The organism is Arthrobacter senegalensis, from assembly GCF_059091765.1.
The window spans coordinates 99,560-125,561 of the sequence record NZ_JBNHGZ010000002.1 but is presented as its reverse complement, the minus strand read 5'-3'; the positions used below and the strand labels follow the sequence as shown (position 1 = coordinate 125,561).

Sequence of the window (26,002 nt, the reverse complement as noted above, 5' to 3'; positions counted from 1 at the left end):
AGTCACATGAGCGTCGAAACCGTTGACGTCAGCCTCGAGAACGAACTGGCCGTGGACCGCGAGGCCGCGAACCAGCTGTTCCTGGAAGCCCGCACCGCGAACACCTTCTCCGCCGAGCCGGTCTCGGACGAGCAGCTCGCCGCCATCTATGAGCTGGCCAAGATGGGCCCGACCATGATGAACAACCAGCCGCTGCGCATCACCTGGGTCCGGTCCGCCGAGGCCCGCGAGAAGCTGGGCGCCCGCATGGCGGAGGGCAACCGCGCCAAGACGCTGACGGCTCCGATGGTCGCCGTGCTCAGCTACGACGCCGACTGGCACGAGCACTTCGAGACGTTCTTCCCGCACGCTCCCGAGCGCAAGGCAATGTTCGACGACAACGCCGAAATGCGCGCCGAGGTCGCCAAGAACAACGCGTGGCTGCAGGCCGGTTACTTCATCATGGCCGTCCGCGCCGTGGGCCTGCACGCCGGCCCGATGGGCGCGTTCGACGCCGCCGGCATCGACGAGGACTTCAACGCCGGAACCTCCCACCGCACGTTCATGGTGGTCAACATCGGCACCCCGGGCGAGAACCCCTGGTTCCCGCGGCTGCCCCGCCTGGACGCGGAAATCGCCGTGCAGACGGTCTGATCCCGTCAAACCGCTGACGACGGCGGTGCCCACCCACCGGGGGCTCGCTAGCTTCCCGGGGGAGGGCGCCGCCGTCGGCGTTTAAGGGTGGCGGGCGAGGGCCGCCACCGGAAGGACAGCCAGGACAGCACAGTGCCTGCCGGTCATGACAGCGCGCGCCCCGCCGGACAGGGCGCCACGGCGTCGCCGGCCGGTCAGGACAGCGCGGCGCCGCCCTGCCAGAGTGCGTCGAACGGGGCGTGGGAGGAAACCCGCGCCTTGATGCCCTCGGTGACGAAGTGCTTGGCGGTCTTGGCCGCCTGCAGCGGGGTGGCGCCCTTGGCCAGTTCGGCGGTCACCGCGGCGGCCAGCGAGCAGCCGGCACCGGAGACGGCCACCTCGCCGACCTTCGGCGCGGAGAGCACTTCGAGGGTTTCGCCGTCGTAAAAGACGTCCACCGCGTCCGGGCCGGCGAGGCGCACGCCGCCCTTGGCCAGCACCGCGGCGCCGGAGGCCTCATGGATGATCTTGGCGGCCCGTTTCAGGTCCTCGACGTCGTTGATCGTGATCCCGGAGAGGGATTCGGCCTCGAAGTGGTTCGGGGTGACGAAGGTGGCCAGCGGCAACACCTGGGCCTTGAGGGCCTGGTCGGTGTCCAGCGCGTGGCCGGGTTCCTGCCCCTTGCAGATCAGTACCGGGTCCAGCACGATGTTGTCCCATTCCTGGTTCTGCAGCGCCGCCGCGACCGTGTCGATGGTCGCGGGCGAGCCGAGCATGCCCAGCTTGACCGTCTTCAGCGAACCTTCGTAGCAGGTTTGGATCGCCTCCAGCTGATCGGCGATGACGCCGGCGTCCACCGGGACAAAGCGGTGGTTCCAGTTGTCCTGGGGATTGAAGGACACGATGCAGGTCAGGGCGGTGATGCCGTAGGTGCCCAAAGCCTGGAAGGTCTTCAGGTCGGCCTGGGCTCCCGCGCCTCCGGTGGCTTCGGAGCCGGCGATGGTCAGCGTAATGGCGGGCCGGTTGGTTTCGGTGATGGAAACAGACATGCGGTTATTTTCCACTGACAGACCCTCAGGCTCCTAATGACGACGACGGCGGTGCCCACCGCCCGGCGACTGCGCGGTGGCCATCCGCTGAGCCGGCTGCCGCACTCAAGCGCACGCTGGCTCAGCGGATGTCCACCATCCGCCATACGCTAGACCGGCCGATTGCCGCGGCCAGCCCGATCAGCGCTGCCAGTTCCAGCGTGCCAAGCGGGTCGCCGCTGGAGAGCGAGACCAGGATCAGAAAAGAAGCAGCCGTCATGACCGCGAAGAACGCCAGCACGTGCAGCCATTGGTTAGCCACCGGCCGGAGCAACATGCCCAGCACGAAGGCGATGGGTGCACCGATGACCAGCCCGATGCCGCCGGCGTACAACCCGACGACCAGCGCCAGGAGCGCGGCCGACGCGAATTGGTGCCAGCTAAGCGGGCCGCCGGCCAGGGTGAGCAGCAGGGCGCCCAGCGCGAATACGGAGACGGCCACGAGGAATCCGACTACGAAGGCCCCGAACCCGAACGTCACCCGGTGGCGCGGGTTGTCGTCCTCGAAGTCGTCGGGTTCGGGCTCCTCACTCATACAGCCAGAATAGGACGGCGGCGCCGTGGAGCAGTCGGGCATCGCAGGCGCCGGAGCGCGAAGCCCCGCGCGCATGGGAGAATGGTAGGCGGTCCGGGTGGCAGACGGACCCCTAGTGCTAATACAGCGGACGTTTCTTCAGGTCACCGTGAGGTGCGAAACGTTGCGCGAACCACTACTACGAGGGTGAACACCACTGATGACTGAACTGAAATCCCGCACGCCTGCCCGCTTTGCCTCGATCGGCAGCCCCTACTTCGGCGTCATGCTTGCCGTAATGGCGGTGGTCCTGATCCTGTCCAACATCGGCGCCTCCAAGGGCGTGGCCCTGGGCCCGATCATTACTGACGGCGGATTTTTCCTGTTCCCGCTGGCGTACATTCTGGGCGACGTGATCAGCGAGGTCTACGGCTTCAAGGTGGCGCGGAAAGCCATCCTCACCACCTTCGCGCTGTCGGTCTTCGCCTCGCTGTGCTACTGGGTGATCATCGCGCTGCCGGGCTTTGACGACGAGTTCGGGCAGATGAAACAAGAGGCACTTGAAGGTGCGCTCGGCCCGGTGCCGCTGATCGTGCTGGCCAGCCTCCTGGGCTTCCTCGTGGGGCAGACGCTGAATTCCTGGGTGCTGGTGCGCATGAAGGAGCGCTGGGGCGAACGCCGGTTGTGGGCGCGACTGATGGGTTCGACAGGTGTGGGCGAGTTCGCGGACACGCTCATTTTCTGTTCCATCGCGGCCTCGGTGATCGGCATCGGCGATGTCCCCACGTTCATTAACTACGTGGTCGTCGGCTTCGTCTACAAGACCGCGGTGGAATTCCTCTTCGTTCCCGTCACGACTGCCGTCATCGGGCGGGTGAAGAAGCGCGAACCGTCCTACAGCGCGGCGCCTTCTTCGTCCGCCGGCTGATCCTCGGCGGCGAGCGCCGGGACGCGTTCACTGAGCTCCGTCGGCGACAGGTTCGCTGCCCCGCTGATCTCCTCCGGGGCGGCCCCGGCCTTGAGCGCTTCGTCAATTGCAGAGTCCAGGATCGTCTCCGCCTGGTCCATTTCGCCCTGCAGCGTTTCTACAGCCGCGGAGGCGGTCCAGACCTGTTTCAAGTGCTCATCCATTGCTCTACTTCCTATCTTGCCGAGGGATGAATCCCGCCCGAAGGGCATGTCGGCATCGGTGGTGCGGAGTCCGGGGCCCGGAAGCCCCAGCTTACAATGTAAGCCCTGGGGAAATCGAGCCCCGCCGCCGATTTTGTGGCGTCTTCTGCCCAAAACTTTTCATACTTTCGCCAACGGCGGCAAAACCGCGGGTTACCGCGGAAAATCACGTACTTTTGGTACCGGATTAACCGGCTGCCGAGGGGGCTCCGGCCGGTCGGCGGGAGGACAGGGCTGAGCCCGGCGCGTAGGCTGGGGCGCGAATGCAGGAGGGAGCGGTCAATGGTCGAACCCGAAACATCTTCGACGGCTGATGCGGGCCATGGCAGCCACGACAGGCAGCGACTGGATCGACAGCGGATCCTGGAGGCGGGCGCGGCGTTCATCGAGCAGCACGGGGTCCGCCAGTTAAGCATGCGGCGGCTCGGCGCGGAGCTGGATGTCGAAGCCATGTCGCTTTACCGCTACGTCCCGTCGCGGGAGCATCTGCTCGACGGCATCGTGGAGATAGTGGTCGATGAGCTGTACAGCGACCCGGAAGTGTATGTAGAACCCCGCCACGGGTGGCAGGACTACCTGTTGCGGCTGGCCCACGGGCTGCGGCGGCTTGCGGTCAAGCATCCCGAGGTGTTCCCGCTGATTGCCACGCGCCCGACGGAGGCCCCCTGGGTCCAGCCGCCCTTGCGCAGCCTAAAGTGGGTGGAGTCGTTCCTCAAGGCCATGACCGGCGCGGGCTTCAGCAATGAGCAGGCGGTGGAGGCCTACCGGGCCTTCAGCAGTTTCCTTATTGGCCACTTGCTGCTGGAGGTGGCCGCGCTCGGTGCCGACATAGGGCCGGTCGAGGAGGGCACGCCACCGCCGCCCGGCCAAACCGATCTCACCGACTATCCGCTGCTGCAGAAACTGCAGGGCCTACTTTCCCAAGACCGCGCCAAGCAGGAATTCGAAGCCTCGCTGGATTGGCTGCTCGAGCGCCTGGACAGCCAGCTTTCCTGAGCGCGGATACGATCCACGCCGTGCCGCGGCGGCGCTTCCGCCGTCGTGCACTATCCCTTCGCCACCGTGCCGCGGCGCTTCCGCCGTCGCACGTTATTGCGTCCGTAGTAAGGCAATTTAGCTGCGCCGTTTTGCAGATTGATAATAAGCATGCTTTGCTTACATTGTAAGCATGATTACCGTTTGGTCCGGCACCGCCGGACCGAGGTTCCCAGCCAGGGGTCCGGTCGGGCCACGCCCGCGCCCTCCGGTTGGAGACGCTAAGTGAGGAGAGGCATGCAGGTCATACGCAACAACTACGACGCATCACGCTTCGACGCCTATGTAGACGGAGAAGTAGCGGCGTCGCTGCAGTACAAGATCCAAGACGGTGAGATGTGGCTTCTCCAGATTGACGAAGACCGTTTGCACCGCGGGCTTGGCCTGGCCGACGAATTGGTGCGCCGGGCATTGGTTGAAGCCCACCGCCGCCGCCTGCGCGTATTGCCGTTCTGCCAGGAAGCCCGGCAGCAGGTCTTTAACCATCCTGTGTTCCTCCGGCTGGTACCGCAGGAACAGCGCAGCCGCTTCCATAAGTCGTGGGCCTTGGAGAGCAAGGCCGGGGCGGGTCGTCGCCGGCGCCGGGTGTCCTCCGGTGTGGCCCGGAATTCCACCGCGCCGAAGGCAACGGCCCGAAGTTCCGCTGCGCCGAAGGCAGCGGCCCGATGAGTGGCAAACTCAAGGTCACGGTCCGGGTCGACCTGGAGTGCTCGGCCGCGCACATCGAGGTACGCGGGCGCGTCGACGAGCGGAACGTTTTGGCCGTCTACTCTCTGGCCAGGCGGGCAAACTCGCTGGCGTCAGGACTTCAGATAACCATTGACCTGCAGAATGCCTCCGTGGACGGGGCAGTCCTGGCAGACCTGCAAGGATGTGCGGAGGCCGGAGCGCTGCCCGCATATGCCGACCCCGGGCAGTCCGACTGCTGGCTGAGCATTCTGGCTCCGGCCACCGAGCTCTCCGACGTGGCGCTGGCTGCCTGATACCCGGCCCGCACCAAGACACGGAAGGCCGCCGTCGTTCTCACGGAAACGACGGCGGCCTTCCGCCTGCCCGGACCTTGACCCGCCTCCGGCCTGCCGAAACCCTGTTCCGGGCCGCGCCGGTAGATCAGGCGTAGTAGCGGCCGAGCACCTCGGCCTTGAAGTCAAAGAAGGAACCGTCGTCGATGGCCAGCCGCGCGTCGTCGACCAGTTTTACCGTGAAGCGCTCATTGTGGATGGAGATCAGCGTGTGGCTGACCATCTCGTTTGCCTTGTAGAGGTGGTGGATGTAGGCGCGCGTGTAGTTTCCGCAGGTGTAGCAGTCGCAGCCGTCCACCAAGGGGGTGAAGTCCATTTTGAACCGGCGGTTGGACAGGTTCTTGCGGCCGTCGGGCGTGTAGAACGCGGAGTTGCGCGCCACCCGGGTGGGGGAGACACAGTCGAAGGTGTCGGCGCCGTTCTCGATCGCGGTGAAGATGTCGTCGGGTTCCGAGATGCCCAGCAGGTGGCGGGGCTTGTCCTCGGGCAGCTCCTCGGTGCACCAGCGCACGATGGTGCCCAGGTTCTCCTTCTCCAGCGCGCCGCCGATGCCGAAGCCGTCGAAGTTCATCGCTCCGAGGTCGCGGCAGGCCTTGCGGCGCAGGTCTTCGTACTGGGCGCCCTGAATAACGCCGAAGAGTGCCTGATACGGCCGGTGGGAGCGCTCCTCGGTGAGCCGCTCGTGCTCGGTCACGCACCGCTCGGCCCACCGCCGCGTCCGTTCCAGCGACTCCTCCTGGTAGCCGCGCGAGTTCATCAGCGTGGTCAGTTCGTCGAAGCCGAACATGATGTCCGCCCCGAGCTGGTGCTGCACCTGCATGGAGATCTCCGGCGTGAAGCGGTGCCTGTCGCCGTTGAGATGGGACTTGAACCAGACGCCGTCGTCGTCCACATGGGCCAGGCGTTCCTTGCCGGGTGCCACCCGGTCGTCGGAGCCGCTGCCGGCCGCGGCCGCGTCCATGCTGATGACCTTCTTAAAGCCGGAGCCCAGGCTCATCACCTGGAAGCCGCCGGAGTCGGTGAAGGTGGGCCCGTCCCAATTCATGAACCTGCCCAGCCCGCCGGCCGCATCGAGCACCGCCGCCCCGGGCTGCAGGTACAGGTGGTACGCGTTGGCCAGCAGGGCCTGCGCGCCGAGCTCCTTCATCGACTCGGGGAGGACGGCCTTGACCGTGGCCTTGGTGCCGACGGCGATGAAGGCGGGGGTCTGTATCTCTCCGTGCGGCGTGGTGATGGTTCCGGTCCGGCCCTGGAACGCGCCCCCGTTGTCTTCTACCTGGGCGGGGGCGGGGCTGGCGGTGTCGGACAGGCGGCTGCCGACGCGAAAGGAAAAATCAGACTGGGGCACCCCACCATTTTGCCTTACCGGGCGGCGGCCGGACTCCGGGGCACTGGGTGCGTGGGCGGTGCGTGCGTGGCTGCGCCCGATGAAAGACGGGAGCAAGGTAGCTACAGTAGGCAACCGAAAGGCGGAAGGCATGCTGAAGCAGCACGTGCGCGAGTTCTTCCGGGTTGGTCCGGCGCGCCAAGACCATATTGTTGCCACGCGTTGCGGCCTCAGCGTGGGCCTGCCGCTGCTTGCCCTACTGGCGTTCGGCCGGTTTGACCTGATGGTATTCGCCGCCTTCGGCGCCTTCACGGGGATCTACGGCCGCGGCGAAGCACACGGCTCCAGGCTGCGGCACCAAGGCTGGTTTGGCGTCCTGATCCTGATGGTCATGTTCCTTGGCGCGCTCACTGCCCAGTCCGACGCCGGACCCTGGGGGATCGTGTTCGGCACCACCGTGGTAGCCGGGTCGTGCTCCCTGGCAGTCAACTACCTCCGGCTGCGGCCGGCCGGGGTCATCTTCTTCACCTTCGGTTATGCCGCCATCGGCTCGATTCCGCCGACGGCGCCGTTGTGGCAGGCGATGCTGACCGGACTGGTGAGCGTGGTGCTGGCCATGCTGATCGGGATCAGCAGCCGGTTGGTGCCGTCCTGGCGGACGTCCATGGCCGCGCCGCCGAAACAGGAACTGACCGCCGCACACTGGCGGGAATTCGCGGTGGAGGCCGGCGCGAATGCCGTCGCGGCGCTCGCGGCCGGGACGCTCGCCACCATGGTGGGTCTGGGGCACAACTACTGGGCGATGGTCGCCGCGGTGGCCCCGATCGCCGGCCCCAGCCTGGTCCAGCGGGTGAACAAGGGCGTGCACCGCATCCTGGGCACCTTTGCCGGCGTGGCGGTGGCCGGGGTGCTGCTGGCCCCGCACCCGGCGCCGTGGGTGCTGGTGCTGATGGTGGTGGCGCTGCAGTTCGCGGCCGAGATGTTCGTGCTGCGCCACTATGCCCTCGCGCTGATCTTCATCACGCCGCTGGCCCTGATCATGACCGAGCTCGCTGCCCCCACGGATCCTCAGGAGCTGATGGTGGACCGGGCTTTGCAGACCGCGATCGGTGCGCTGGTAGGGCTGAGTCTGGTGTACCTGATGCACCAGCGCACCGTGCGCATGAAGAACCGGCGGCGCTTCCAACGCAAGCACCGCGGCGAGGGATGAGCGGGGTTCGCCCGCCCGCCCTCCGGGCTGGTGCGGGGTGGTCTAGTCGGCGACCGGCCCCGCGGTGCTGCCGAGCACCAGCGGGTCGGCGACGGGCAGCGCGCTGCTGCGCCAGCCGTCCCAGGCTTTCCGGATTTCGGCGAGCCGGCGGGCACCAAGGCCGTAACAGCTGATCAGCACCTGGCAGCCGCCCTCCGGCCGGCCCTCCGGATGCGGCGGCGTCGTCGCAACAATCAGGAGGCCGCCGCCATGGTCGGCGTATGAATCCACCGTCAGCCCGAGCTGGCGCTCCGACCGGAACCACACCTTGCCGGACAGAGCCTCACCGGTGGACAGCGTGGCGGAGTACGGCTCGTCCGGCTCCGGCAGGTTGTCGAGTCCCAGGCTGGCGAGCAGGCCGCCGGGCGGCAGCGAGTCCGCGCCGAGGTACGTGGTCTGGCGTGGGTCGTTGGGGTGCCGCTCCAGGGCGAACCGCAGCTGCTGCAGGAAGGTCAGCCAGCCTTCGGTGACGTCCTCCCACCACTCGTCGGACTTCTCGCCGGACTCCCGGCCGCGCTCGAGGCTCAGCTGGACGCCGTCGCCCACCGGCTTCAGGATAAAGGCATCGCCGTCGCTCAGCCTGAGTTGTTTGTGGTCTTCGGATTCGGTGGCACCGGTGAAGTAGATCTCGCGGATCTCCTCGTCCAGGCCCTTCATGTCCCAGCCGTGCCACTGTGCAATGGACCTGGGCTCGCGCAGCATGACCCAGACCTGGCGGGCGTCCGCATTGATGTGGACGCTCAGGGGACCGGTCGCCGGTGCAACGCCGCTATCCGTCATGCGGCCGACTCTACCCGCGGGGCCGCAGGGGTGGCCAGAGTCGGGCGGAACGGGTCTAGGAGTTCCGCTGCTGGGCGTCCAGTGCGCGGATCGCCACCAGCTCGTTGCTGATCCGGCGGTCCAACTCGACCGGCTCCAGGGTCTCCGATCCGCCGTGCGTGCGCAGGTACAACAATGAGCTCAAGCGCAGTTCGCGCCACTCACGCTCCACGTCGCGGTCGGCGGCGGCCATGGCGCGGTGGATTTCCTTGTCGTAGAGGTTCGGCTCGTTCAGCTGGCGCTGGCGGACCTCCGCGTTGACCTTCGCGCGGAACGGGTCCTCGTCGGCGTCGTCGGGGGTGCGCAGCGCCTCGGCCAGCCTCCGGGCTTCCTGCTGGTCCTCCTCGTCGCCGGACTCGCGCAGCATGTAGGCGGCCATGGCCATCGCCGACTGAATCCATTTCCACCGGCCGAAGTTCCCGTCGAACGGCTGGTCGATGATCAGCCGGCAGACTGTGAGTGCGCGTTCGCGATCGTCCAGCTCCACGAACAGGATATGGGCCAGGTCCCGCACGTCCTGCAGGTGGCTGCCGGCCTTGGTGTTGAGGCCCCGGCTCAGGCGTGCGGCCAGCCGCTGCACCCGGGCATTGCGTGCGTGTGCCCGCGCCACCTCGACCACCACCGCCTCGGGAGTGCCTTCCTCAGCCGGGATCAGTTCCAGTTCAGCCAGCGCCAGCGCGCCGGGCAGCGGCGCGGGCCGGCGGGAGGAAGCCACGCGGATGCGCGAGCCGTGGGCAATGCGCACCTTGCTGCCGTCTTCCAGCGTGGCCACCACCAGCGCCGGCGTGCCGAAATCGTCGGGTACGACGGCGGTGCTCGCCACCGGCGCCGAGTGCTCGCCGGAGCGGGTCAGGAACCGGGCGCCCGCGGCCACGGCCTCGGCCTTGACATGGTGGATGTATGTCTCGGCCTGCTGTTCCGTCATGGGTAAATCCTTAGTCACGCTCGCGATCGTCTGAACAGTATATGAATTCGTTATCTTTTCGGGGGGAGGTGCGGCCCGGTGTCCAGCCCGCAGACCTGATGAAACGATGGATTGTGAGCGGCCTCTCGCGCTGTCCAAATCCTGGGAATAGGGACGGTTCGCCCGGGCGTTGATCTCGGCACCGGAGACCGCGGGCCCAAAAAATCGGTGTCCGGCTCGGGATCGAGGACCAAAGATGACCGCGATCGCCGATAGCGTCAAGACATCGAAGTTCCCGCCGGAACCGTACCTCGTCGGTTGTTCCGACGAAGCACCTCACGCACAGCAGCCCTACATCCTTGTGAAAGCTGAACCAGCCATGAGCATCATTCTTGCCCCGGAGGCCCGCCTTGGCGAAGCGCCGACACACGCCCCCGTGTACCCCGAGCAGTTCCGCAGCAGGAGCCGTTTGACCGTGCTGCTGCATGCCGCCGGCGCGGCCCTGACGGATCTGGCCAACCGCCGCAGCCAGCGGCCGGTCCAGCTGAAGCGGCTGAGCTACCAGGACCAGCACCGGGAGGAGTCCCGGGACCTCGCCGCCCAGATGTACGTCTGGATGCTGCCGAAGTAGCCGGGCGGTCAAGCCGCCGGCACTCGGCGGGAGGCCTGCGCCGGCACTCGGCCGCGGTCAGCCCGCCGACCCACCGGGCGGTAAGCCCTCCGACATCCGGGCGGCGGTCAGCGGCACCAGCCCGCGTGAGCCAAGGCCTGGCGCAGCAGGTTGCCGCGGCCGCCGATGAATTCGGACTGGACCGCCTGGCTCAGCGCATCTTCCGGCGTCATCCAGCTCAGTTCCAGGGCGTCCTGGCGCGGGTTGCATTCCCCGGTGACCGGGATGACGTAGGCCAGGGCCACGGCATGCTGCCGGTCATCGGTTAGCCCGGTCTCGGACGGCGAGGGGAAGTATTCCGCCACCGTGAAAGGCACCGGGCTGGCCGGCAGTTGCGGCAGGGCCAGCGGGCCGAGGTCCTTCTCCAGATGGCGCAAGAGGGCGGCCCGGACCGTCTCGCGGTACATGACCCGGCCGGAGACGAACGTGCGCACCATCTCGCCTTCGTCCGAAGCCTGCAGCAGCAGGCCGATCTCCGTGACATATCCCAGCGAGTCCAGCCGCACCGGCACCGCCTCTACGTAAAGCATCGGCAGGCGTTGCCGCGCCTCGTGCAGGTCCTCGTGGGACAGCCAGCCGGGATACGGGTCGGGAGTACGTACGCTCATGTACTTGTTCTACCGCACCCCTGCGACGCCAGTCACGCCGGCCGCCCCGCCCGGCGCGTCCGTTCCAGTGCAGCCCAGCCACGGCCGGACCCGCCAGAACCGCGGAACCGCCGGTCCCGTCAGGGCCAAAGCGTGCCCGGCAGCGGGTGGTCTCCAGCCGAACCGTTTCGCGGGGCGCTGAACCGCAGGTACCCTCCGCCGGCCGGGTCCGCGCCGTCAGGATGCCCCACCAGCAGGACCTCCCGGCCGTCCTCGCCCGCCCGGGAACAGTCGTGACCGGCCGTGGCGAGGCGCCCCCGTAAGGCGCACAGGTCGCCGTCGTACTCAAAGGCCAGCCCAAGCTGCTCCGTACCGCCTGGCTGTACCTCGACCAGCCCGCCGTTCTTCGCCGCGAAGACCACGCAGGTGCCGTCGCCGCTGAACCGGGGACGCGCGCCGATTCCGCGGAGGGTGGCCGCAGCACCGGATACGTCCGGCGTCACCCAGACCGGCATGACGGTTAGCGCCGGATCGGGCGGGTGGTGCCCGGCGTCGTGCCCGAACGCCGGCGCGGCGGCCCGTGCCAGGAAGCTGAGGCCCGAGGGTGCGGTGATCCGCGCGGCCCGGCCGTCGCCGGCCTCCTCGATTTCCGCCAACGTGCCGTCGGCCACGGTGCGGCGGACAAATTCGTCGAGGTCGCGGACCTCGAAGCCCAGTTCCACGCGGGCGTCGGCGGCGTCGCCGTGATCGGCCAGGCGCAGGTCCAGCCGCCCCGAGCCGGCGGCGAACTCCAGCCGGGCACCGCCGTCGTGGGCCACGCAGGCCAGCCCCGCCTCGGTCAACAAGTCCCGCCACGGCCCGATGCGGGAGGTGGACAATACGGGACGGACGCGCAGCATTTGGGTTCCTCCTTGGGCCGGCACGGGACGATACCCCAAAACACTAGACGGCGCGGCCCTGCCGTGCTGCCATGAGGGCATGGCCGTTGAGCTTCCGGAGTTGCTGGTGCCAGACGCTGCCGCGTGGCGGGCCTGGTTGGAGGTGAATCATGCTACGTCGGCCGGCGTGTGGCTGATCCTGGGCAAGAAGGGCGGCACGGTCACAGCCTTGGATTATGCCGCCGCCCTGGACGAGGCGTTGTGTTTCGGCTGGATCGACGGGCAAGGCAAGCGGCGCGACGCGGAAAGCACCTTCCAACGCTTCACCCCGCGGACGAAGCGCAGCATCTGGTCACTGCGGAACGTCGGGCACATCGAGCGGCTGGAGCAGGCCGGGAAGATGCACGAGGCCGGCCGGGCTGCAGTGGCCGCGGCGCAGGCCGACGGCCGCTGGGAGAAGGCCTACGCCGGGCCCGCCACGGCCGAGGTGCCCGAAGACCTGGCCGCGGCGATCGCCGCCGTCCCGGAAGCGCAGGCGATGTTCGAGGTGCTCACCTCGCAGAACCGCTTCGCGCTGATCCACCGGCTGGCCCAGCTGAAGACCGATGCCGCCCGGCAGCGCAAGATCGCCGGCTTCGTGGAGACGCTGGCCCGGCAGGAAACACCGTATCCGCAGCAGAAGAAGCCGTCCTGACGGCCGGCCGAAGGCCCGTGCGCACGCCCCGGACTGCGCCGCTTCACCCGCCCGTTCCGACGTCCGTTCACTTCCCCGTGCCGACCCCCGTGCAGACGCCCACTCAAGCGGGCAGCGTGGCGGCGGCCTCCAGGGTCATCCAGGCCTGCAGTTGGGTGGACAGCTCGACGCCGACGCATGCCCCGCCCGCTGTGGCGGCCGGAACCGCGGGGTCGGGGGAGAAAACCAGCACCTCCCCGGCACGGTGGTTTCCGATGGTCCGCCCGTCCCAGAAGCCTTGCGCGGTGTCCGAGACCATCCGCGCCGCCAGTTCCCGCGCCGAGTCCGGCAGTCGGTCGGAGCGGGCTGCCAAAGCCAGGTAGCGGGCCAGGATCCCGGTGAAGAGGCCGCCGTCGCCGGCGCCGTGCGTGCGCAGGACGAGTTGACCGCCGTCGCCGTCGGTCGCCGAAGGTCGTTGGACGAAACCGGCCGCGATGCCCTGCACCAGTTCGGCGGCCCGCGCCAGGTCGGCGTCGCGGCCCGTTTCCAGCAGTGCCCCGAGCACCGGCCCTTGGTTGTAGGTGTAGAGGTCGTCTACCAAAACCGGCCGGCCGCCGGCGACCCGGACGCCGTCGAGATACAGCCGCTGCCGGGGCGCGTACAGGGTGGCGTCCAACCAGTCCAGGAGCCGGGCGGCCTGCGCCCGGTCGCCCGTGCGCGCCAGATACAGGGCCGCCGGTGCCGTGGCGGGGGTGTTCTTGAAGTCCCTGGCGGTGTTCCAGAACAGGCCTCCGCCCAGGTCCGGGGTGTGCGCCGATTCCAGCTGTGGCAGCAGGCCGCGAGCCGCGGCCCTGTTCCGGAAGCGGGGTTTGTGCGCCTCGGCGGCCAGCATGTCCAGCCGCTGCGCCGCCAACGCGAGCCAGGCCATGTCGTCGTAGTAGGCGTTGTCGAAGCGGAATCCGTTGCGCCAGCGCAGCGTGCGCAGCAGCCGCGCGGCGATACGGCCGGCGCTCGGCCCGGTGCCGCCGTCGTAATGCCGGCCCCGGCACAGCTCCCGCCACCCGGCATCCACCAGGCAGTCCAGGAAGTGGGCCTGCCACCAGTAGTGCCACGGCCCGCCCCGGCCGGGGGAGGGTCGGCGGACCGCGCCCAGCATGGTGAACGGAAGGCCCAGCAGGCGCTGGCGGAAATGGCGGACCACGGCGATGGCGGCCTCGTCCGCGCGTCCTGCCGCCAGAACAGGGTTGGGCGGGCGGAATGCTCCGCCGCCGGGCAGGGTGGGCATGTGGACCAGCCTAACGGCGGATCGGCGCGGCGCAGGCCGGAATCTGCCCGCCGATGCCCGGGGTGTGCGCCGGGCCACACTAGGCTGAGGGTTGCAATGCCGCCGGCAGGCAGGCGGCAGGCGGCCGGAGGTATGAGTGTTGAGGACCCAGAGGAGGATCCAGTGGAGGTAGCCGGAACCGTAGCGTTGATCACGGGCGGAGCATCGGGGCTGGGGGCTGCGACGGCCCGCCGGCTGCATGCCGCCGGTGCGTCGGTAGTGCTGATGGACCTGCCCGGCTCGAAGGGGAAAGAGCTCGCCGCCGAACTCGGGGACCGGGCCGTGTTCGCGCCCGCCGACGTGACCGATGAAGAACAGGTGCAGGCCGCGGTGGAGGCGGCCGCGGCGCTGGGACCGCTAAGGATCGTGGTCAACTGCGCCGGCGTCGCCACCCCGGGCAAAGTGCTGGGCCGCGACGGGGTCCTGCCGCTGGAGGCGTTTGCCAAGGTGATACAGGTCAACCTGGTCGGCACCTTCAACGTGATTCGCCTGGCCGCCGCCGCCATCGCCGCCACCGAACCGGTGGAAACCGAACTGGGCGGGCCCGAGCGTGGCGTCATCATCAACACCGCCTCCGTGGCGGCCTTCGACGGCCAGATCGGCCAGCCCGCCTACGCCGCATCCAAGGGCGGAGTGGCTGCCATGACGCTTCCGCTGGCCCGCGAACTGGCACGCTCGCTGGTCCGGGTGGTCACCATCGCGCCGGGCATCTTCGAGACGCCGATGATGGCCGGGCTGCCGCAACAGGCGCAGGATTCGCTCGGCCGGCAGGTGCCGCACCCGTCCCGGCTGGGCCGGCCGGCCGAGTATGCGGAGCTGGCCGCGCACATCGTGGCCAACTCGATGCTCAACGGCGAAACCATCAGGCTGGACGGCGCGATCCGGATGGCGCCCAAGTAACCGAAGGGTCGGTGGCGGGGGAGTAACCGGCGCTGCCGGGCTGCGCCCAGGTACCCGGCACCTTCCGGGTGGCGCCCAAGTAACCGCACGGTCGGATGGGCGGGGGAGTAACCGGCGCGATCCGAATGACGCAGGCAGCCGGCGCCTCCGAAACCCGTCGGCGAAAGGCGAGGCGTCGCCGTCGTACGCTTGAGGTGGACCGTGCCGAAGCTTGGAGTCCCCGGGAACGGCACGCCCGCCGCAGCCGCCCGCAGGACGCGAAAGGACGCACCCATGCAGCACGCCGCCCGCGACCGGGACCTCGACGCGAGCCTGCGCGCCGACGTTCGCCGGGTGAGCACGCTGCTAGGGGCATCGCTGGCCCGCCAGCACGGGCCGGAGCTGCTCCACCTGGTGGAGCAGGTGCGGCTGCTGACCAAGGAGTCCAAGGAAGCGGCCCGGGGCGAGGGCGAGGCCACGGGGCCGTGGACCGCCCGCGAGGTGATCGATCAGGTCCGCGAACTGCTCGCGGGGCTGGACGTCGACGAGGCCACCGACCTGGTGCGGGCTTTTGCCTTCTACTTCCACCTGGCCAACGCCGCCGAACAGGTGCACCGGGTGCGCCAATTGCGTGCCCGGCCGGAGGAAGACGGGCAGTTGCTGCGCACCGTCGCGCAGATTGCCGAGGAAGCGGGACCCGAGGCGCTGCAACGCGCGGTCAACCAGCTCGACGTCCGGCCCGTCTTCACCGCGCATCCCACCGAGGCATCGCGGCGCACCGTGTTGGACAAGCTGCGCGCCATCTCCGACTTGCTGTCCACCACGACGGCGGAGGGCAGCACGGCGCGGCGGCGGCAGGACCGGCGGCTGGCCGAGATCATCGACCAGATGTGGCAGACGGACGAGCTGCGGCACGTGCGGCCGAGCCCCGTGGATGAGGCGCGCAACGCCGTTTACTACCTGGGCAACATCCTCAACAACACCATGCCGGAGCTGATGGGGGACCTGGCCGAACTGCTGTCCGAACATGGCGTGACGCTGCCCGCCGACCGGGCGCCGCTGCGTTTCGGCTCCTGGATCGGCGGCGACCGTGACGGCAACCCGCTGGTCACCGTGGACGTGACGCATGAGGTCTTCCAGCTGCAGAACCAGCACGCGGTGCGGATCAACATCGGCTTTGTGGACAGCCTGATCGCCGTCCTGTCCAACTCGACGACGATCGTGGCCGCCAGCGACGAACTGCTGGACTCCGTGGCAAGGGACCTGGAGAACCTGCCGGGCCTGGACGCCAGGGTGCGCGAGCTGAACGCAAACGAGCCCTACCGGCTGAAACTGACCTGCATCAAGGCGAAGCTGCTCAACACCAGCGCCCGGATCCAGCGCCGGCTCCCACACGAGTCCGGGCGGGACTACAGCTCGACGGCGGAGGTGCTGGCCGACTTGGCGCCGATCGAGCGATCCCTGCGCGCCCACACCGCGTCGCTGGTGGCGGATGGTTCGCTGGCCGCCGTGCGCCGGGCGGTCTCGACCATCGGGCTGCACCTGGCCACCCTGGACTTCCGGGACAACGCGGGGAAGCACCACAAGGCGGTCGCGGCGCTGCTGGCCGCCCGCGATGCCGCGCGGACCCCGGCCGGCGTGACCGCGGCCTCGGGTGCTGCGGCGGGCCGAGTGGCGGGTTCGGGCGGGACGGCTGCGCCGGGGGCTGTGGCGACAGCTGGGGGTGGCGCGGCTGCTCGGGCGGGTGTGGCGACAGCGGTGGGCGGCACCGAGGCCGCGGCCGACGCTGCTGCGCCGTCCGGCTACCTCGAGCTGGCCCGCGGACCGAGGCAGCAGCTGCTTTCCGCGCTGCTGCTCGAGCCCGGACCGCTGGCACCGCCGTCGTCGTTGAAAAAGAAGCGCGCACGCACCCTGGAGGTGTTCGGAGCGATCGCCGAGGCCCTGCGCCAGTATGGTCCGGACGCCGTGGAGACGTACATCGTGTCCCGGGCACGCGGCGCCGACGACGTGCTCGCCGCCGCGGTGTTGGCGCGCGAGGCGGGACTGCTGGCGCTGGACGGCTCGGAGCCCAAGGCGCTGATCGGCTTCGCGCCGCTGCTGGAAAGCGTGGAGGCGCTGCGCAGCGGCGGGAAGATTTTGGACGACCTGCTTTCGGATCCGCAGTACCGCCGGATCGTGCGGCTGCGCGGCGACCTGCAGGAGGTCATGTTCGGCTACTCGGACTCCAACATGGAAGCCGGTGTGGCCACCAGCCAGTGGGAAATCCACAAGGCTCAGCTGGTGCTGCGCGACGTGGCCGCCCGGCACGGGGTGCGGCTGCGCTTCTTCCATGGCCGCGGCGGGTCGGTCGGCCGCGGCGGCGGGCCCACCTACGACGCGATCCTTGCCCAACCGAACGGCGCGCTCGCCGGCGAGATCAAGTTCACCGAGCAGGGCGAAGTCATTTCCGACAAGTACACCCTGCCGGAGCTGGCCCGGGAAAACCTGGAGCTGGCGCTTGCGGCGGTGCTGCAGGCGTCCGCGCTGCACCAGGAGCCGCGGACCTCGGAAGCCGAACGCGGCCGCTACCACGCGGCCATGGAAGCGATTTCCGGCGCGGCCTATGAGCGCTACCGGCTGCTGGTGGAGCACCCGGACCTGCCGGAGTATTTCCGGACGTCGACGCCGGTGGAGCAGCTGAGCGAGGTGAAGTTCGGTTCGCGTCCGGCCGACCACCCCGAGGCGGGCCCGGCCGCCGGCCAGGGGCTGGGCAAGCTGCGGGCCATCACCTGGGTGTTCGGCTGGACCCAGTCGCGGCAGATCGTTCCCGGCTGGTACGGCGTCGGCAGCGGATTGCGGGCCGCCCGGGCCGCCGGATTGCAGCCGCAGCTGCGCGAGATGATCAGCAACTGGCACTACTTCCAGTCCTTCATCTCGAACGTGGAGATGACGCTGGCCAAGACCGACCTGGAGATCGCGGCGCATTACGTCTCGACACTGGTGCCTGAGCCGTTGCGGCACCTGTTCGACGACATCCGTGCCGAGTTCGAGCTGACCGTGGCCGAGATCCGGAAGCTGACCGGCGAGAACGAACTGCTCGATAACCAGCCGGTGCTCCAGCGCTCGCTGCACATCCGCGACCAGTACCTGGACCCAATTTCGTACATGCAGGTGGAATTGCTGCGCCGCATCCGGACGTCGGAGCCGGACGAGGCACTGCAGCGGGCCATGCTGATCACCGTGAATGGCATCGCCGCGGGATTGCGGAATACCGGCTAGCGCGGGCTTGCGGCGTCGGGCGAGGCTCGTGCGCGCGGCCTACGCGGCGCGTCGGGCCGGGCTGGCGGCCTCGCTGGCAGCCGCGCGCGGCCTCGCGGTGTCAGAGTGCGCAGGATGCCTATCCTCGGCGGCCTGGCAGCGCACATCTGCCCATGTTTAGCCATAACTTCCCATGTCTTGGCCGACCCACCCACGTCTGACTAGGCAGGATGCTTAAGCATGCGGCTAAACGTGGGAAGTTGCGGCGCAAACCCGCCCGTCTGCGACCCGTCCAAGCAACGCGCAAGTGGCCCGGCCTTAGCCTTCCGCCCGCAAGCCGCCCGGCAAGCGAGCTGTCCACCCCGCTTAGGCCGCCGGCGCGCCCCATCCCGCCGCCCGCCCACCTTCCGTCCAGCGGAACCACCCGGTTGCCCGCGCCGCGATTGCTCGTCATGCTGTGGGCATGACGAAGCTGCTGCCTGCCGCCAACCTGTTCGGCCATGACGTCACCGCCGCCATCGAGGCCCAGCCGGACGGCGTGGTGCACCTTGATGCGCACTTGGACCTGATCTGGCAGCAAGCGGCTCCGTTGCTTGCCGTCCGCGATAACGACGCCCACACGCTCTACGCCTATGGCCTGGCCCAGGCCCTGCTGGCCGCCCACCCGGAGGCCGACGCCGGCGTCGTCCTTCCGGCCATCATGCTGCACGACATCGGCTGGTCACAGGTGCCCCCGGACCAGGTCCTCGCCGCGATCGCCCCCGGAGGCGGCCGGCCCGACCTCGTCTTGCTGCACGAGAAGGAAGGCGCCCGACTGGCGGCCGGAATCCTCGAAGAGGTTGACCATGACCCGGCGCTCATTCCGCGCATTCTGGAGATCATCGACGGGCACGACTCGCGCAAGGAGGCCCTCTCGATCGAGGACGCGATCGTCAAGGATGCAGACAAAACGTGGCGGCTCAGCCCGCACGGCGTCGACACCGTGATGGAGTGGTTCGGGCTGGACCGCGGCCAGGCGCTTCGGCTCTGCAGCCAGCGCGTCCTGGGCCATCTCTTCACCGAGGAGGCCAAGGCCATGGCGCGCGCGCTGTCTGCGCTGGAATCGGTAACGTTGTGGCCGCAGCGCCGGGCGCTGCTGGCCGACGGCTAGACTCGGTTTCGGGCGGGTGCCGCGAGGGCACCGGCTGTAAAGGTCAGCCGCACTGACGACGGCGCTGTCCGGCTTGCCCGGAAGACGGCGCCCGGCTTCGTTTGAACGACGGCGGTGCCGGGCTTTGCCTGGAAGACGGCGCCCGGCTTCGTCTGAACGACGGCGGTGCCGGGCTTTGCTTGGGCGACGGCGGTTGCCCGGCTATGCCCGGACGACGACGGTGCCCCACTTTGCGGGGCGACAGGGCGGTGCCGGGCTTCGTCTGAACGAAGGCGGTGCCGAACTCAGCGGAATATGGGAGGCAGCTATGGCCGGCGGTAGCCGAGACCCGGGACGCACGGTCACGTCCCGCGTGCTGGCTATCCTTGAAGCCTTCGAGCAATCCCGCAGCGCGCTGAGCCTGACCCAGATTTCCGAGGGTTCCGGCCTGCCGTTGAGCACCACGCACCGGCTCGTCGCGGAGTTGACGGAATGGGGCTTCCTCTCCCGCGGCGCCAACGGCCGTTACCAACTGGGCATTCGCCTCTGGGAGCTGGCGCAGAATGCCGGCCGGCAACTGCGCGATGCCGCGCGTCCGTTCGTGCAGGACCTGTTCTCCCTCACCGGCGAGACGTCACAGTTGGCGGTCCGGGAAGGCCACGAAGTGCTGTACATCGAGCGTATCTACGGCACCAAGCGCGTGCCCCGCGCTTCGCGGGTCGGTGGCCGGCTGCCGATGCACGCCACCGCCGTCGGGAAAGTCATCCTCGCGTACGAGGAGGAGTGGGTGCGCACCGCCTACCTGAACCGGCAGCTGGAACGTCCCACCGCGCACACGCACATCGTTCCCGGGCGGCTGGCGGAGGAACTGGTCCAGATTCGCGACCAGGGCTACGCCACCACGCTGGAGGAAGTCCGGCTCGGCTCCTGCTCCATCGCCGTGCCCGTTTTCCACACCGGCCGGATCGGCGCCGGGCTGGGGTTGGTGTTGCTGACGTCGCAGGCCGCCACGATGACGCGGCACCTTCCGGCACTGCGCGGTGTGTCGGCGCAGATCGAACGCGCCACCGCGCACATCCCACTGGAGTCCTTGCTGGGAAGCCACATCGCCAGGAAGGCGTGACCGTGGGGCGGCGCATCACGCTGGAGTCTTTGCTGGGCAGCCACATCGCCCGGAAGGCGTGAGCGCCCGGCGCACATCCTGGTAATTCCCGGACCGCCGCACCGCGCTACGGCGTATGCCTGATGAGTCGTTGCCGGGCAGCCATGAGGCGCGCAAGGCCTGGGCGCCCGGCCCAACAGCCCACCCGGGCTTATTGCTGGCAGCCACATCGCGCCCAAGGGCCGTACGCCGCCGCTCGCCACGAGATGCTAAGCACTATTCGTTTCCACTCAGTGGAAGAGCTCCTTAGGCCCCGCGAGTGACGTGGGCAACACTGGAGTCTAATCAGCCCGCTGACCGACAACGGCGACGGCGGGAGCAGACCCCAAGGAGTTCCAGATGTCATCTTCGACCGAAACGGCAGCTTGCCCGTTCGGCCACGGTGCCGAGGCCCCCGCAGGACACCACGGCTACGAGCCGTTCCAGATGAAGGACCCGTTCCCGGCTTACGCCGAGCTGCGGAACGAACAGCCCGTCATGTTCGACGAGCGCGTCGGCTACTACGTGGTTTCCCGCTATGACGACATCAAGGCCGTTTTCGAGGACTGGGAGACCTTCTCCAGCGAGAACGCCCAGGCACCGGTGCGCCGGCGCGGCCCGCAGGCCACCAAGATCATGGAAGAGGGCGGCTTCACCGCCTACTCGGGTCTTTCCGCCCGCCGCCCGCCGGAGCACACCCGGATCCGCGCCGTCGCCCAGAAGGCTTTCACCCCACGCCGCTACAAGGCGCTGGAGCCGTCCATCCGGCAGAACGTCGTGGACCAACTGGAAGCCATGCTCGCCAACCCGGATCGCCGCGGCGAACTCGTGAAGGACCTGGCCTACACCGTCCCGACGGTCACGATCCTGACGCTGATCGGCGCCGACGTCTCCCAGGTGGACACGTTCAAGCGCTGGTCCGATTCCCGCGCGGCGATGACCTGGGGCGACCTCAGCGACGAGGAGCAGATCCCGCACGCCCACAACCTGGTGGAGTACTGGCAGGAATGCCTGCGCCTGGTCCGTGTCGCCCACGAGGAAGGCGGCGACAACCTGACCGGTGACCTGGTCAAGGCCCAGCAGGACGGGGCGGAGATCAGCGACCACGAGATCGCCTCGATCCTCTACTCCCTGCTGTTTGCGGGACACGAGACCACCACCACCCTGATCGCCAACTCCCTGCGCGTGTTGCTGGCGCGCCCGGACCAGTGGCAGCAACTGGTGGCGGAGCCCAAGAAGATCCCGGCAGCCATCGACGAGGTGCTGCGCTTCTCCGGATCCATCGTCGGCTGGCGCCGGAAGGCGCTCAAGGACACCGAAGTCGGCGGGGTCAAGATCCCGGAGGGCGGCGAATTGCTGCTGCTGATGGGTTCCGCCAACCGCGACGCCGCCCGCTTCGAGGACGGCGAGGAGTTCGACATCTCCCGCGGCAACGCCCGCGAGCACCTGTCCTTCGGCTTCGGCATCCACTACTGCCTGGGCAACATGCTCGCCAAGCTGCAGGCCAAGATCGCCCTCGAAGAGGTGGCGCGTCTGGCACCGAACCTGAAGCTGGAGAACCCCGGGAGCATCGAGTTCCGCGAGAACATCTCCTTCCGAGTCCCCGAAACCGTCCCCGTAAGCTGGGAGGCCTGAGCCCATGCGCAGCAACGAATTCATCCAGTTTTTCGACGGCGGCATCGAGCCCCGGCTCGAACACCTCGGCGGCAAGGGCGCCTCGCTGGTCACCATGACCTCTGCGGGCATGCCGGTGCCCCCGGGATTCGTCGTCACCACCGCCCAGTTTGACCGGTTCATGCAGGAAGCCGGAATCACCGAGCACATCAACCAACTGCTGGCCGGCCTCGACCCGGAAAACATCGCGCAGGTGGACGCGGTATCCGCCTCCATCCGGGCAGACATCTGCTCCCGCCCGGTTCCGGCCGACATGCGCGCCCAGACCATTGAGGCCTATGAGGCCCTGATGTCGCGCTTTGACGCCCCGGTCCCGGTGGCGGTGCGGTCCTCCGCCACCGCCGAAGACCTGCCGGATGCCTCCTTCGCCGGACAGCAGGACACCTACCTCTGGCTGGAAGGCTTCGCCGCCGTCGGCGAACACATCCGCAGCTGCTGGGCATCGCTCTACACCTCGCGCGCCATCATCTACCGGCTGAAAAACAACATCCCGGACCAGGGGCTGTCCATGGCCGTCGTCGTGCAGAAGATGGTCAACGCCAGGGTCTCCGGCGTCGCCATGACCCTGGACCCGGCCAACGGCGACCGCTCCAAGATCACCATCGACGCGTCCTACGGCGTCGGCGAAATGGTGGTTTCGGGGCAGGTCACGCCGGACAACATCGTGCTGGACAAGGTCACGCTGGCCCCGGTCGCCGAACACCTGGGCGACAAGCACGCCGAACTGATCCCCGACGCCGCCGCACGCACCCTGGTGGAGCGGGAGGTCGACGCCGAACGGCGGGCCCGGCGCTGCCTGACCGACGACGAACTGCTTGCGGTGGCGCGGATGGCCAAGCGGGCGGAGAAACACTACAAGTGCCCGCAGGACATCGAGTGGTCGCTGGACAGGGACCTGCCCGACGGCGAAAACCTGCTGCTGCTGCAGTCCCGGCCGGAGACCGTGCACTCCTCCAAGAAGCCGGTCGCGGCGTCGTCCGCGGTATCGGGGGGCGGCGGGTACGCCGCGGCCCTGGGTGCTGCGCCCGCGACGGCGGCGCCCGCCGGGGCCGGGAACGCAGGAGCCGGGAACGAAGGCACCGCCACCGGAAGCTTCAGCCTGGGCAGCATCACCGCCTCACTGCTGAAGCCCTCCGCCTGACCATTGCCCTGAACTGTTCCGCCTGTTCCACCGCAAGGCAGCAAGGCTCCAACAGCCCCACCGCAAGGAAGCAAGGCAACAAGGTTCCACCGTTCCACCGAACCGCCCACCGAAGGCTCAATGCAGAGCCGTCACCGAAAGGACCGCCATGTCTATGAAGTCCTTCCCGAAGCCCTCCGAACTGCCGGTGCCCGCCGGCGCCGAGGGCTGGGAGAAGATTTACCCGTATTACCTGGTGTTCCAGGACAAGCTCAAGGAACAGGAAGACGCCAAGTTCTGGTTCTGCGACAGCCAGCACTGGCCCACCGTCTACAAGCCGTTCGAGACCATCGGCGGCGAGTTCGCGGTCAAGTGCCTGGGCCAGTACAACGCCCGGCACCTCATGATCCCCAACGCCAACGGCATCGAGTTCCGGGTGCACCTGGGCTACCTGTACATGTCGCCGATCCCGGTGCCGGAGGACCAGATCGCCGCCCGGGTCCCGCATTTCGAGCAGCGCGTGGGCCACTACTTCCAGAACTGGGAGGAACTGCTCAAGCAGTGGCACGTGAAGGTCCGCGGCACCATCGACGAAATGGAAACCATCTCGTTCAAGAAGCTGCCGGACATGGTGCCGATGGAAGACATCACCACAGGCAAGGCCAAGGACGGCTCCGAGGTGCTGCTGGAGAACTACGACCGGCTGATCCAGCTGGCCTACCAGAACTGGCAGTACCACTTCGAGTTCCTGAACCTGGGCTACATCGCCTACCTGGACTTCTTCAACTTCTGCAAGGAAGTCTTCCCGAACATCCCCGACCAGTCGATCGCCACCATGGTGCAGGGCGTGGACATGGAACTCTTCCGCCCGGACGACGAGCTCAAGCACCTCGCCAAGCTGGCCGTGGAGCTGGGCCTGCAGTCCGCCTTCGGCAACACGGACGACGTCGATGCCACCTTGGCCGCGATCCGCGCCTCCGAGGGCGGCGACCGCTGGATCGCCCGCTACGAGGAAGCCAAGGACCCGTGGTTCAACTTCACCGTGGGCAACGGCTTCTACGGGCACGACAAGTACTGGAACGAACACCAGGAAATCCCGCTGGGCTACATCGCCGACTACATCCGCCGGCTGGACGAAGGCCAGCACATCATGCGCCCGGTCGAGGAACTGGTGGCGGAGAAGGAACGGATCGTGGAGGAATACCGCGAACTGCTCGACGGCGAGACCCTGGCCGCGTTCGACGCCAAGCGCCAGCTGGCCGCCACCGCCTACCCGTACGTGGAAAACCACAACTTCTACATCGAGCACTGGACCATGGGCGTCTTCTGGCGCAAGATCCGCGAGCTGTCCCGGATGCTGCACGCCGAGGGCTTCTGGACCGAACCGGACGACCTGCTCTACCTGAACCGCAACGAGGTCCGCGACGCGCTCTTCGACCTGGTCACCGGCTGGGGCGTGGGCGCCGAACCGATCGGCCCCACCTACTGGCCGGAGGAAATCGAGCGCCGCCGCAAGATCGTGGACGCGCTGAAGACCGCCCGGCCGGCACCGGCGCTGAACACCCCGCCGGCCTCGATCACCGAACCCTTCACCCGGATGCTCTGGGGCATCACCACCGAACAGGTCCAGCAGTGGCTGGGCGAGGGCGAAGAAGTGGAAGGCGGCGGACTGCGCGGCATGGCCGCGTCTCCGGGCGTGGTCGAGGGGTACGCGCGGGTAATCCACGACTCCGACCAGCTCTCCGATGTCCAGCAGGACGAGATCCTGGTGGCCACCGTGACCGCGCCGAGCTGGGGGCCGATCTTCGGCAAGATCAAGGCCACCGTCACGGACATCGGCGGCATGATGAGCCACGCCGCGATTGTCTGCCGCGAGTACGGACTGCCGGCGGTGACCGGCACCGGCTCGGCCTCCACCACCATCAAGACCGGCCAGCGGCTGCGCGTGGACGGGACCAAGGGCACCGTGCAGATCCTGGACACCGAGGAAGCCGCCGAACCGGCCGTCGCCGGGCCTGGAGCACACAGCCACACCTGAGTTTCCGGCAGCGCCGCAGCCACTCAGGCACACCCAGTGCCGGGCCGGGGAAAGCCCGCCCCCAGCGGGTCCCGGCCCGGCACACCGAACATGAAAGCGTGACGATGACACAGCCTCCCCCCGACGCCACGGCCGGCCACGGCTTCCCGGACCCCGACCAGGGGGCCGGCACCCGGACCGTGCTGATCACCGGAGCCGCCGGCGGGCTGGGCCGCGCCTTCGCCCTGGGCTTCGCGGCCCGCGGCTACCGGGTGGCAGCGGCCGACACCAACCTGGCCGGCGCCGAAAAGACTGCCGCACTGGTCCGCGAAACCGGCGCGGAGGCCGAGGCCTTCGAAGCCGACGTCACCGACGTCGCCTCGACCGAGGCCCTTGCCAAAAGGTGCGCCGACTTCGGGCAGGGGAGCATCGACGTCGTCCTTAACAACGCCGCCATCTACGCCACGGTGACCCGCACCCCGTTCGAGGAGATCGACCCGGCCGAATGGGACCTGGTCATGAACGTGAACCTCAAAGGCCCCTGGCTGGTGACCCGCGCCGCCAGCCCCTACCTGCCCGACGGCGCCCGCGTCATCAACCTTTCCTCCGCCACCATCTACTCCGGCTCGGAGCAGTGGCTGCACTACGTCGCCTCGAAGGGCGGCGTGGTGTCGATGACCCGGGTGCTGGCCAAGGAACTGGGCCGGCGCAACATCACCGTCAACGCGATCGCGCCGGGCTTCACGCTCACCGAGGCCAGCTACGGGCTGATGGAGAACGCCGAGAACTACGGCGTGGACCGCGGCGCGCTCAAACGCGCCAGCCAGCCCGAGGACATCGTGGGCGCGGCGCTCTTCCTGGCCGGCCCGGACAGTTCCTACATCACCGGACAAACCATGGTGGTCGACGGCGGCCGCCAGTTCATCTGAACCA

At 68.5% G+C, this 26,002-nt stretch carries 25 protein-coding genes; 16 read left to right on the top strand and 9 right to left on the bottom strand.

Features of this window, described 5'->3' with window-relative positions:
- The first annotated feature begins 6 nt into the window (after positions 1–6).
- Positions 7–633: a malonic semialdehyde reductase gene (locus AC5RVG_RS06015; RefSeq protein WP_494002227.1), complete on the top strand. Its 627-nt coding sequence runs from the start codon at positions 7–9 to the stop codon at positions 631–633.
- A 194-nt stretch (positions 634–827) separates the two neighbouring features.
- Here AC5RVG_RS06015 and thiD read toward each other — a convergent pair whose 3' ends face one another.
- A complete protein-coding gene (gene thiD, locus AC5RVG_RS06010; protein ID WP_494002228.1) occupies positions 828–1,661 on the bottom strand; it encodes a bifunctional hydroxymethylpyrimidine kinase/phosphomethylpyrimidine kinase in 834 nt (277 codons plus the stop codon).
- 121 nt (positions 1,662–1,782) lie between these two features.
- Positions 1,783–2,235 (bottom strand): hypothetical protein, encoded by a 453-nt coding sequence (locus AC5RVG_RS06005; RefSeq protein WP_494013104.1) that lies wholly within the window; start codon positions 2,233–2,235, stop codon positions 1,783–1,785.
- 199 nt (positions 2,236–2,434) lie between these two features.
- On the opposite strand from AC5RVG_RS06005, the gene AC5RVG_RS06000 reads away from it, so the two are divergent.
- A complete protein-coding gene (locus AC5RVG_RS06000) occupies positions 2,435–3,142 on the top strand; it encodes a queuosine precursor transporter (protein ID WP_494002230.1) in 708 nt (235 codons plus the stop codon).
- On the opposite strand, the gene AC5RVG_RS05995 is transcribed toward AC5RVG_RS06000, so the two are convergent.
- The gene (locus tag AC5RVG_RS05995) at positions 3,109–3,345 is read right to left on the bottom strand and encodes a hypothetical protein (protein WP_494002231.1); all 237 of its coding nucleotides are present in this window, start codon (positions 3,343–3,345) and stop codon (positions 3,109–3,111) included. The genes AC5RVG_RS06000 and AC5RVG_RS05995 overlap by 34 nt on opposite strands.
- A gap of 321 nt (positions 3,346–3,666) precedes the next feature.
- Here AC5RVG_RS05995 and AC5RVG_RS05990 point away from each other — a divergent pair, with 321 nt between their 5' ends.
- The 3 genes from AC5RVG_RS05990 (at position 3,667) to AC5RVG_RS05980 (ending at position 5,402) form a co-directional block, all read left to right on the top strand.
- The gene (locus tag AC5RVG_RS05990; RefSeq protein ID WP_494013103.1) at positions 3,667–4,380 is read left to right on the top strand and encodes a TetR/AcrR family transcriptional regulator; all 714 of its coding nucleotides are present in this window, start codon (positions 3,667–3,669) and stop codon (positions 4,378–4,380) included.
- Between the two features lie 276 nt (positions 4,381–4,656).
- Entirely contained in the window at positions 4,657–5,088 is a 432-nt protein-coding gene (locus tag AC5RVG_RS05985; protein WP_494002233.1) for a GNAT family N-acetyltransferase, read from the top strand.
- Positions 5,085–5,402, top strand: coding sequence for a hypothetical protein (locus AC5RVG_RS05980; RefSeq protein WP_494013102.1), 318 nt, complete (start codon positions 5,085–5,087; stop codon positions 5,400–5,402). Before AC5RVG_RS05985 ends, AC5RVG_RS05980 begins: the two co-directional genes overlap by 4 nt.
- A gap of 127 nt (positions 5,403–5,529) precedes the next feature.
- On the opposite strand, the gene tgt is transcribed toward AC5RVG_RS05980, so the two are convergent.
- Complete coding sequence (gene tgt, locus AC5RVG_RS05975) at positions 5,530–6,789, bottom strand: tRNA guanosine(34) transglycosylase Tgt (RefSeq protein WP_494013101.1); 1,260 nt, start codon at positions 6,787–6,789, stop codon at positions 5,530–5,532.
- A gap of 130 nt (positions 6,790–6,919) precedes the next feature.
- On the opposite strand from tgt, the gene AC5RVG_RS05970 reads away from it, so the two are divergent.
- Entirely contained in the window at positions 6,920–7,978 is a 1,059-nt protein-coding gene (locus AC5RVG_RS05970; RefSeq protein WP_494013100.1) for an FUSC family protein, read from the top strand.
- Between the two features lie 42 nt (positions 7,979–8,020).
- Here AC5RVG_RS05970 and AC5RVG_RS05965 read toward each other — a convergent pair whose 3' ends face one another.
- Together AC5RVG_RS05965 and AC5RVG_RS05960 are read right to left on the bottom strand one after the other, a co-directional pair.
- Positions 8,021–8,797: an SRPBCC family protein gene (locus AC5RVG_RS05965; RefSeq protein WP_494013099.1), complete on the bottom strand. Its 777-nt coding sequence runs from the start codon at positions 8,795–8,797 to the stop codon at positions 8,021–8,023.
- Positions 8,798–8,852: 55 nt separating this feature from the next.
- A complete protein-coding gene (locus tag AC5RVG_RS05960) occupies positions 8,853–9,761 on the bottom strand; it encodes a DUF6707 family protein (RefSeq protein ID WP_494002238.1) in 909 nt (302 codons plus the stop codon).
- A gap of 358 nt (positions 9,762–10,119) precedes the next feature.
- On the opposite strand from AC5RVG_RS05960, the gene AC5RVG_RS05955 reads away from it, so the two are divergent.
- Positions 10,120–10,371: a hypothetical protein gene (locus AC5RVG_RS05955; RefSeq protein WP_494002239.1), complete on the top strand. Its 252-nt coding sequence runs from the start codon at positions 10,120–10,122 to the stop codon at positions 10,369–10,371.
- 107 nt (positions 10,372–10,478) lie between these two features.
- Here the strand turns inward: AC5RVG_RS05955 and AC5RVG_RS05950 are convergent, their stop codons facing one another.
- Together AC5RVG_RS05950 and AC5RVG_RS05945 are read right to left on the bottom strand one after the other, a co-directional pair.
- Positions 10,479–11,018: an NUDIX hydrolase family protein gene (locus tag AC5RVG_RS05950; protein WP_494002240.1), complete on the bottom strand. Its 540-nt coding sequence runs from the start codon at positions 11,016–11,018 to the stop codon at positions 10,479–10,481.
- A 119-nt stretch (positions 11,019–11,137) separates the two neighbouring features.
- On the bottom strand, positions 11,138–11,896 hold the full coding sequence (locus AC5RVG_RS05945; RefSeq protein WP_494013098.1) for a VOC family protein: 759 nt from the start codon (positions 11,894–11,896) through the stop codon (positions 11,138–11,140).
- A 79-nt stretch (positions 11,897–11,975) separates the two neighbouring features.
- Here AC5RVG_RS05945 and AC5RVG_RS05940 point away from each other — a divergent pair, with 79 nt between their 5' ends.
- The gene (locus tag AC5RVG_RS05940; protein WP_494013097.1) at positions 11,976–12,569 is read left to right on the top strand and encodes a YdeI/OmpD-associated family protein; all 594 of its coding nucleotides are present in this window, start codon (positions 11,976–11,978) and stop codon (positions 12,567–12,569) included.
- 103 nt (positions 12,570–12,672) lie between these two features.
- Here the strand turns inward: AC5RVG_RS05940 and AC5RVG_RS05935 are convergent, their stop codons facing one another.
- Positions 12,673–13,833 carry a glycoside hydrolase family 76 protein gene (locus AC5RVG_RS05935; RefSeq protein ID WP_494013096.1) on the bottom strand — a complete coding sequence of 387 codons (1,161 nt, stop codon included), beginning with the start codon at positions 13,831–13,833 and terminating at the stop codon, positions 12,673–12,675.
- A gap of 162 nt (positions 13,834–13,995) precedes the next feature.
- Between AC5RVG_RS05935 and AC5RVG_RS05930 the strand changes: the two genes are divergently transcribed.
- The 8 genes from AC5RVG_RS05930 (at position 13,996) to AC5RVG_RS05895 (ending at position 25,998) form a co-directional block, all read left to right on the top strand.
- Complete coding sequence (locus AC5RVG_RS05930; RefSeq protein ID WP_494013095.1) at positions 13,996–14,772, top strand: SDR family NAD(P)-dependent oxidoreductase; 777 nt, start codon at positions 13,996–13,998, stop codon at positions 14,770–14,772.
- A 273-nt stretch (positions 14,773–15,045) separates the two neighbouring features.
- On the top strand, positions 15,046–18,009 hold the full coding sequence (locus tag AC5RVG_RS05925) for a phosphoenolpyruvate carboxylase (RefSeq protein ID WP_494013094.1): 2,964 nt from the start codon (positions 15,046–15,048) through the stop codon (positions 18,007–18,009).
- Positions 18,010–18,451: 442 nt separating this feature from the next.
- Positions 18,452–19,138, top strand: coding sequence for an HD domain-containing protein (locus AC5RVG_RS05920; protein WP_494013093.1), 687 nt, complete (start codon positions 18,452–18,454; stop codon positions 19,136–19,138).
- Between the two features lie 307 nt (positions 19,139–19,445).
- The gene (locus AC5RVG_RS05915) at positions 19,446–20,240 is read left to right on the top strand and encodes an IclR family transcriptional regulator (RefSeq protein WP_494002246.1); all 795 of its coding nucleotides are present in this window, start codon (positions 19,446–19,448) and stop codon (positions 20,238–20,240) included.
- Between the two features lie 378 nt (positions 20,241–20,618).
- Positions 20,619–21,893: a cytochrome P450 gene (locus AC5RVG_RS05910; RefSeq protein WP_494013092.1), complete on the top strand. Its 1,275-nt coding sequence runs from the start codon at positions 20,619–20,621 to the stop codon at positions 21,891–21,893.
- Between the two features lie 4 nt (positions 21,894–21,897).
- Positions 21,898–23,073: a PEP/pyruvate-binding domain-containing protein gene (locus AC5RVG_RS05905; RefSeq protein ID WP_494013091.1), complete on the top strand. Its 1,176-nt coding sequence runs from the start codon at positions 21,898–21,900 to the stop codon at positions 23,071–23,073.
- Between the two features lie 148 nt (positions 23,074–23,221).
- Complete coding sequence (locus AC5RVG_RS05900; RefSeq protein ID WP_494013090.1) at positions 23,222–25,090, top strand: PEP-utilizing enzyme; 1,869 nt, start codon at positions 23,222–23,224, stop codon at positions 25,088–25,090.
- A gap of 104 nt (positions 25,091–25,194) precedes the next feature.
- On the top strand, positions 25,195–25,998 hold the full coding sequence (locus AC5RVG_RS05895) for an SDR family NAD(P)-dependent oxidoreductase (protein WP_494013753.1): 804 nt from the start codon (positions 25,195–25,197) through the stop codon (positions 25,996–25,998).
- Positions 25,999–26,002: the final 4 nt, after the last annotated feature.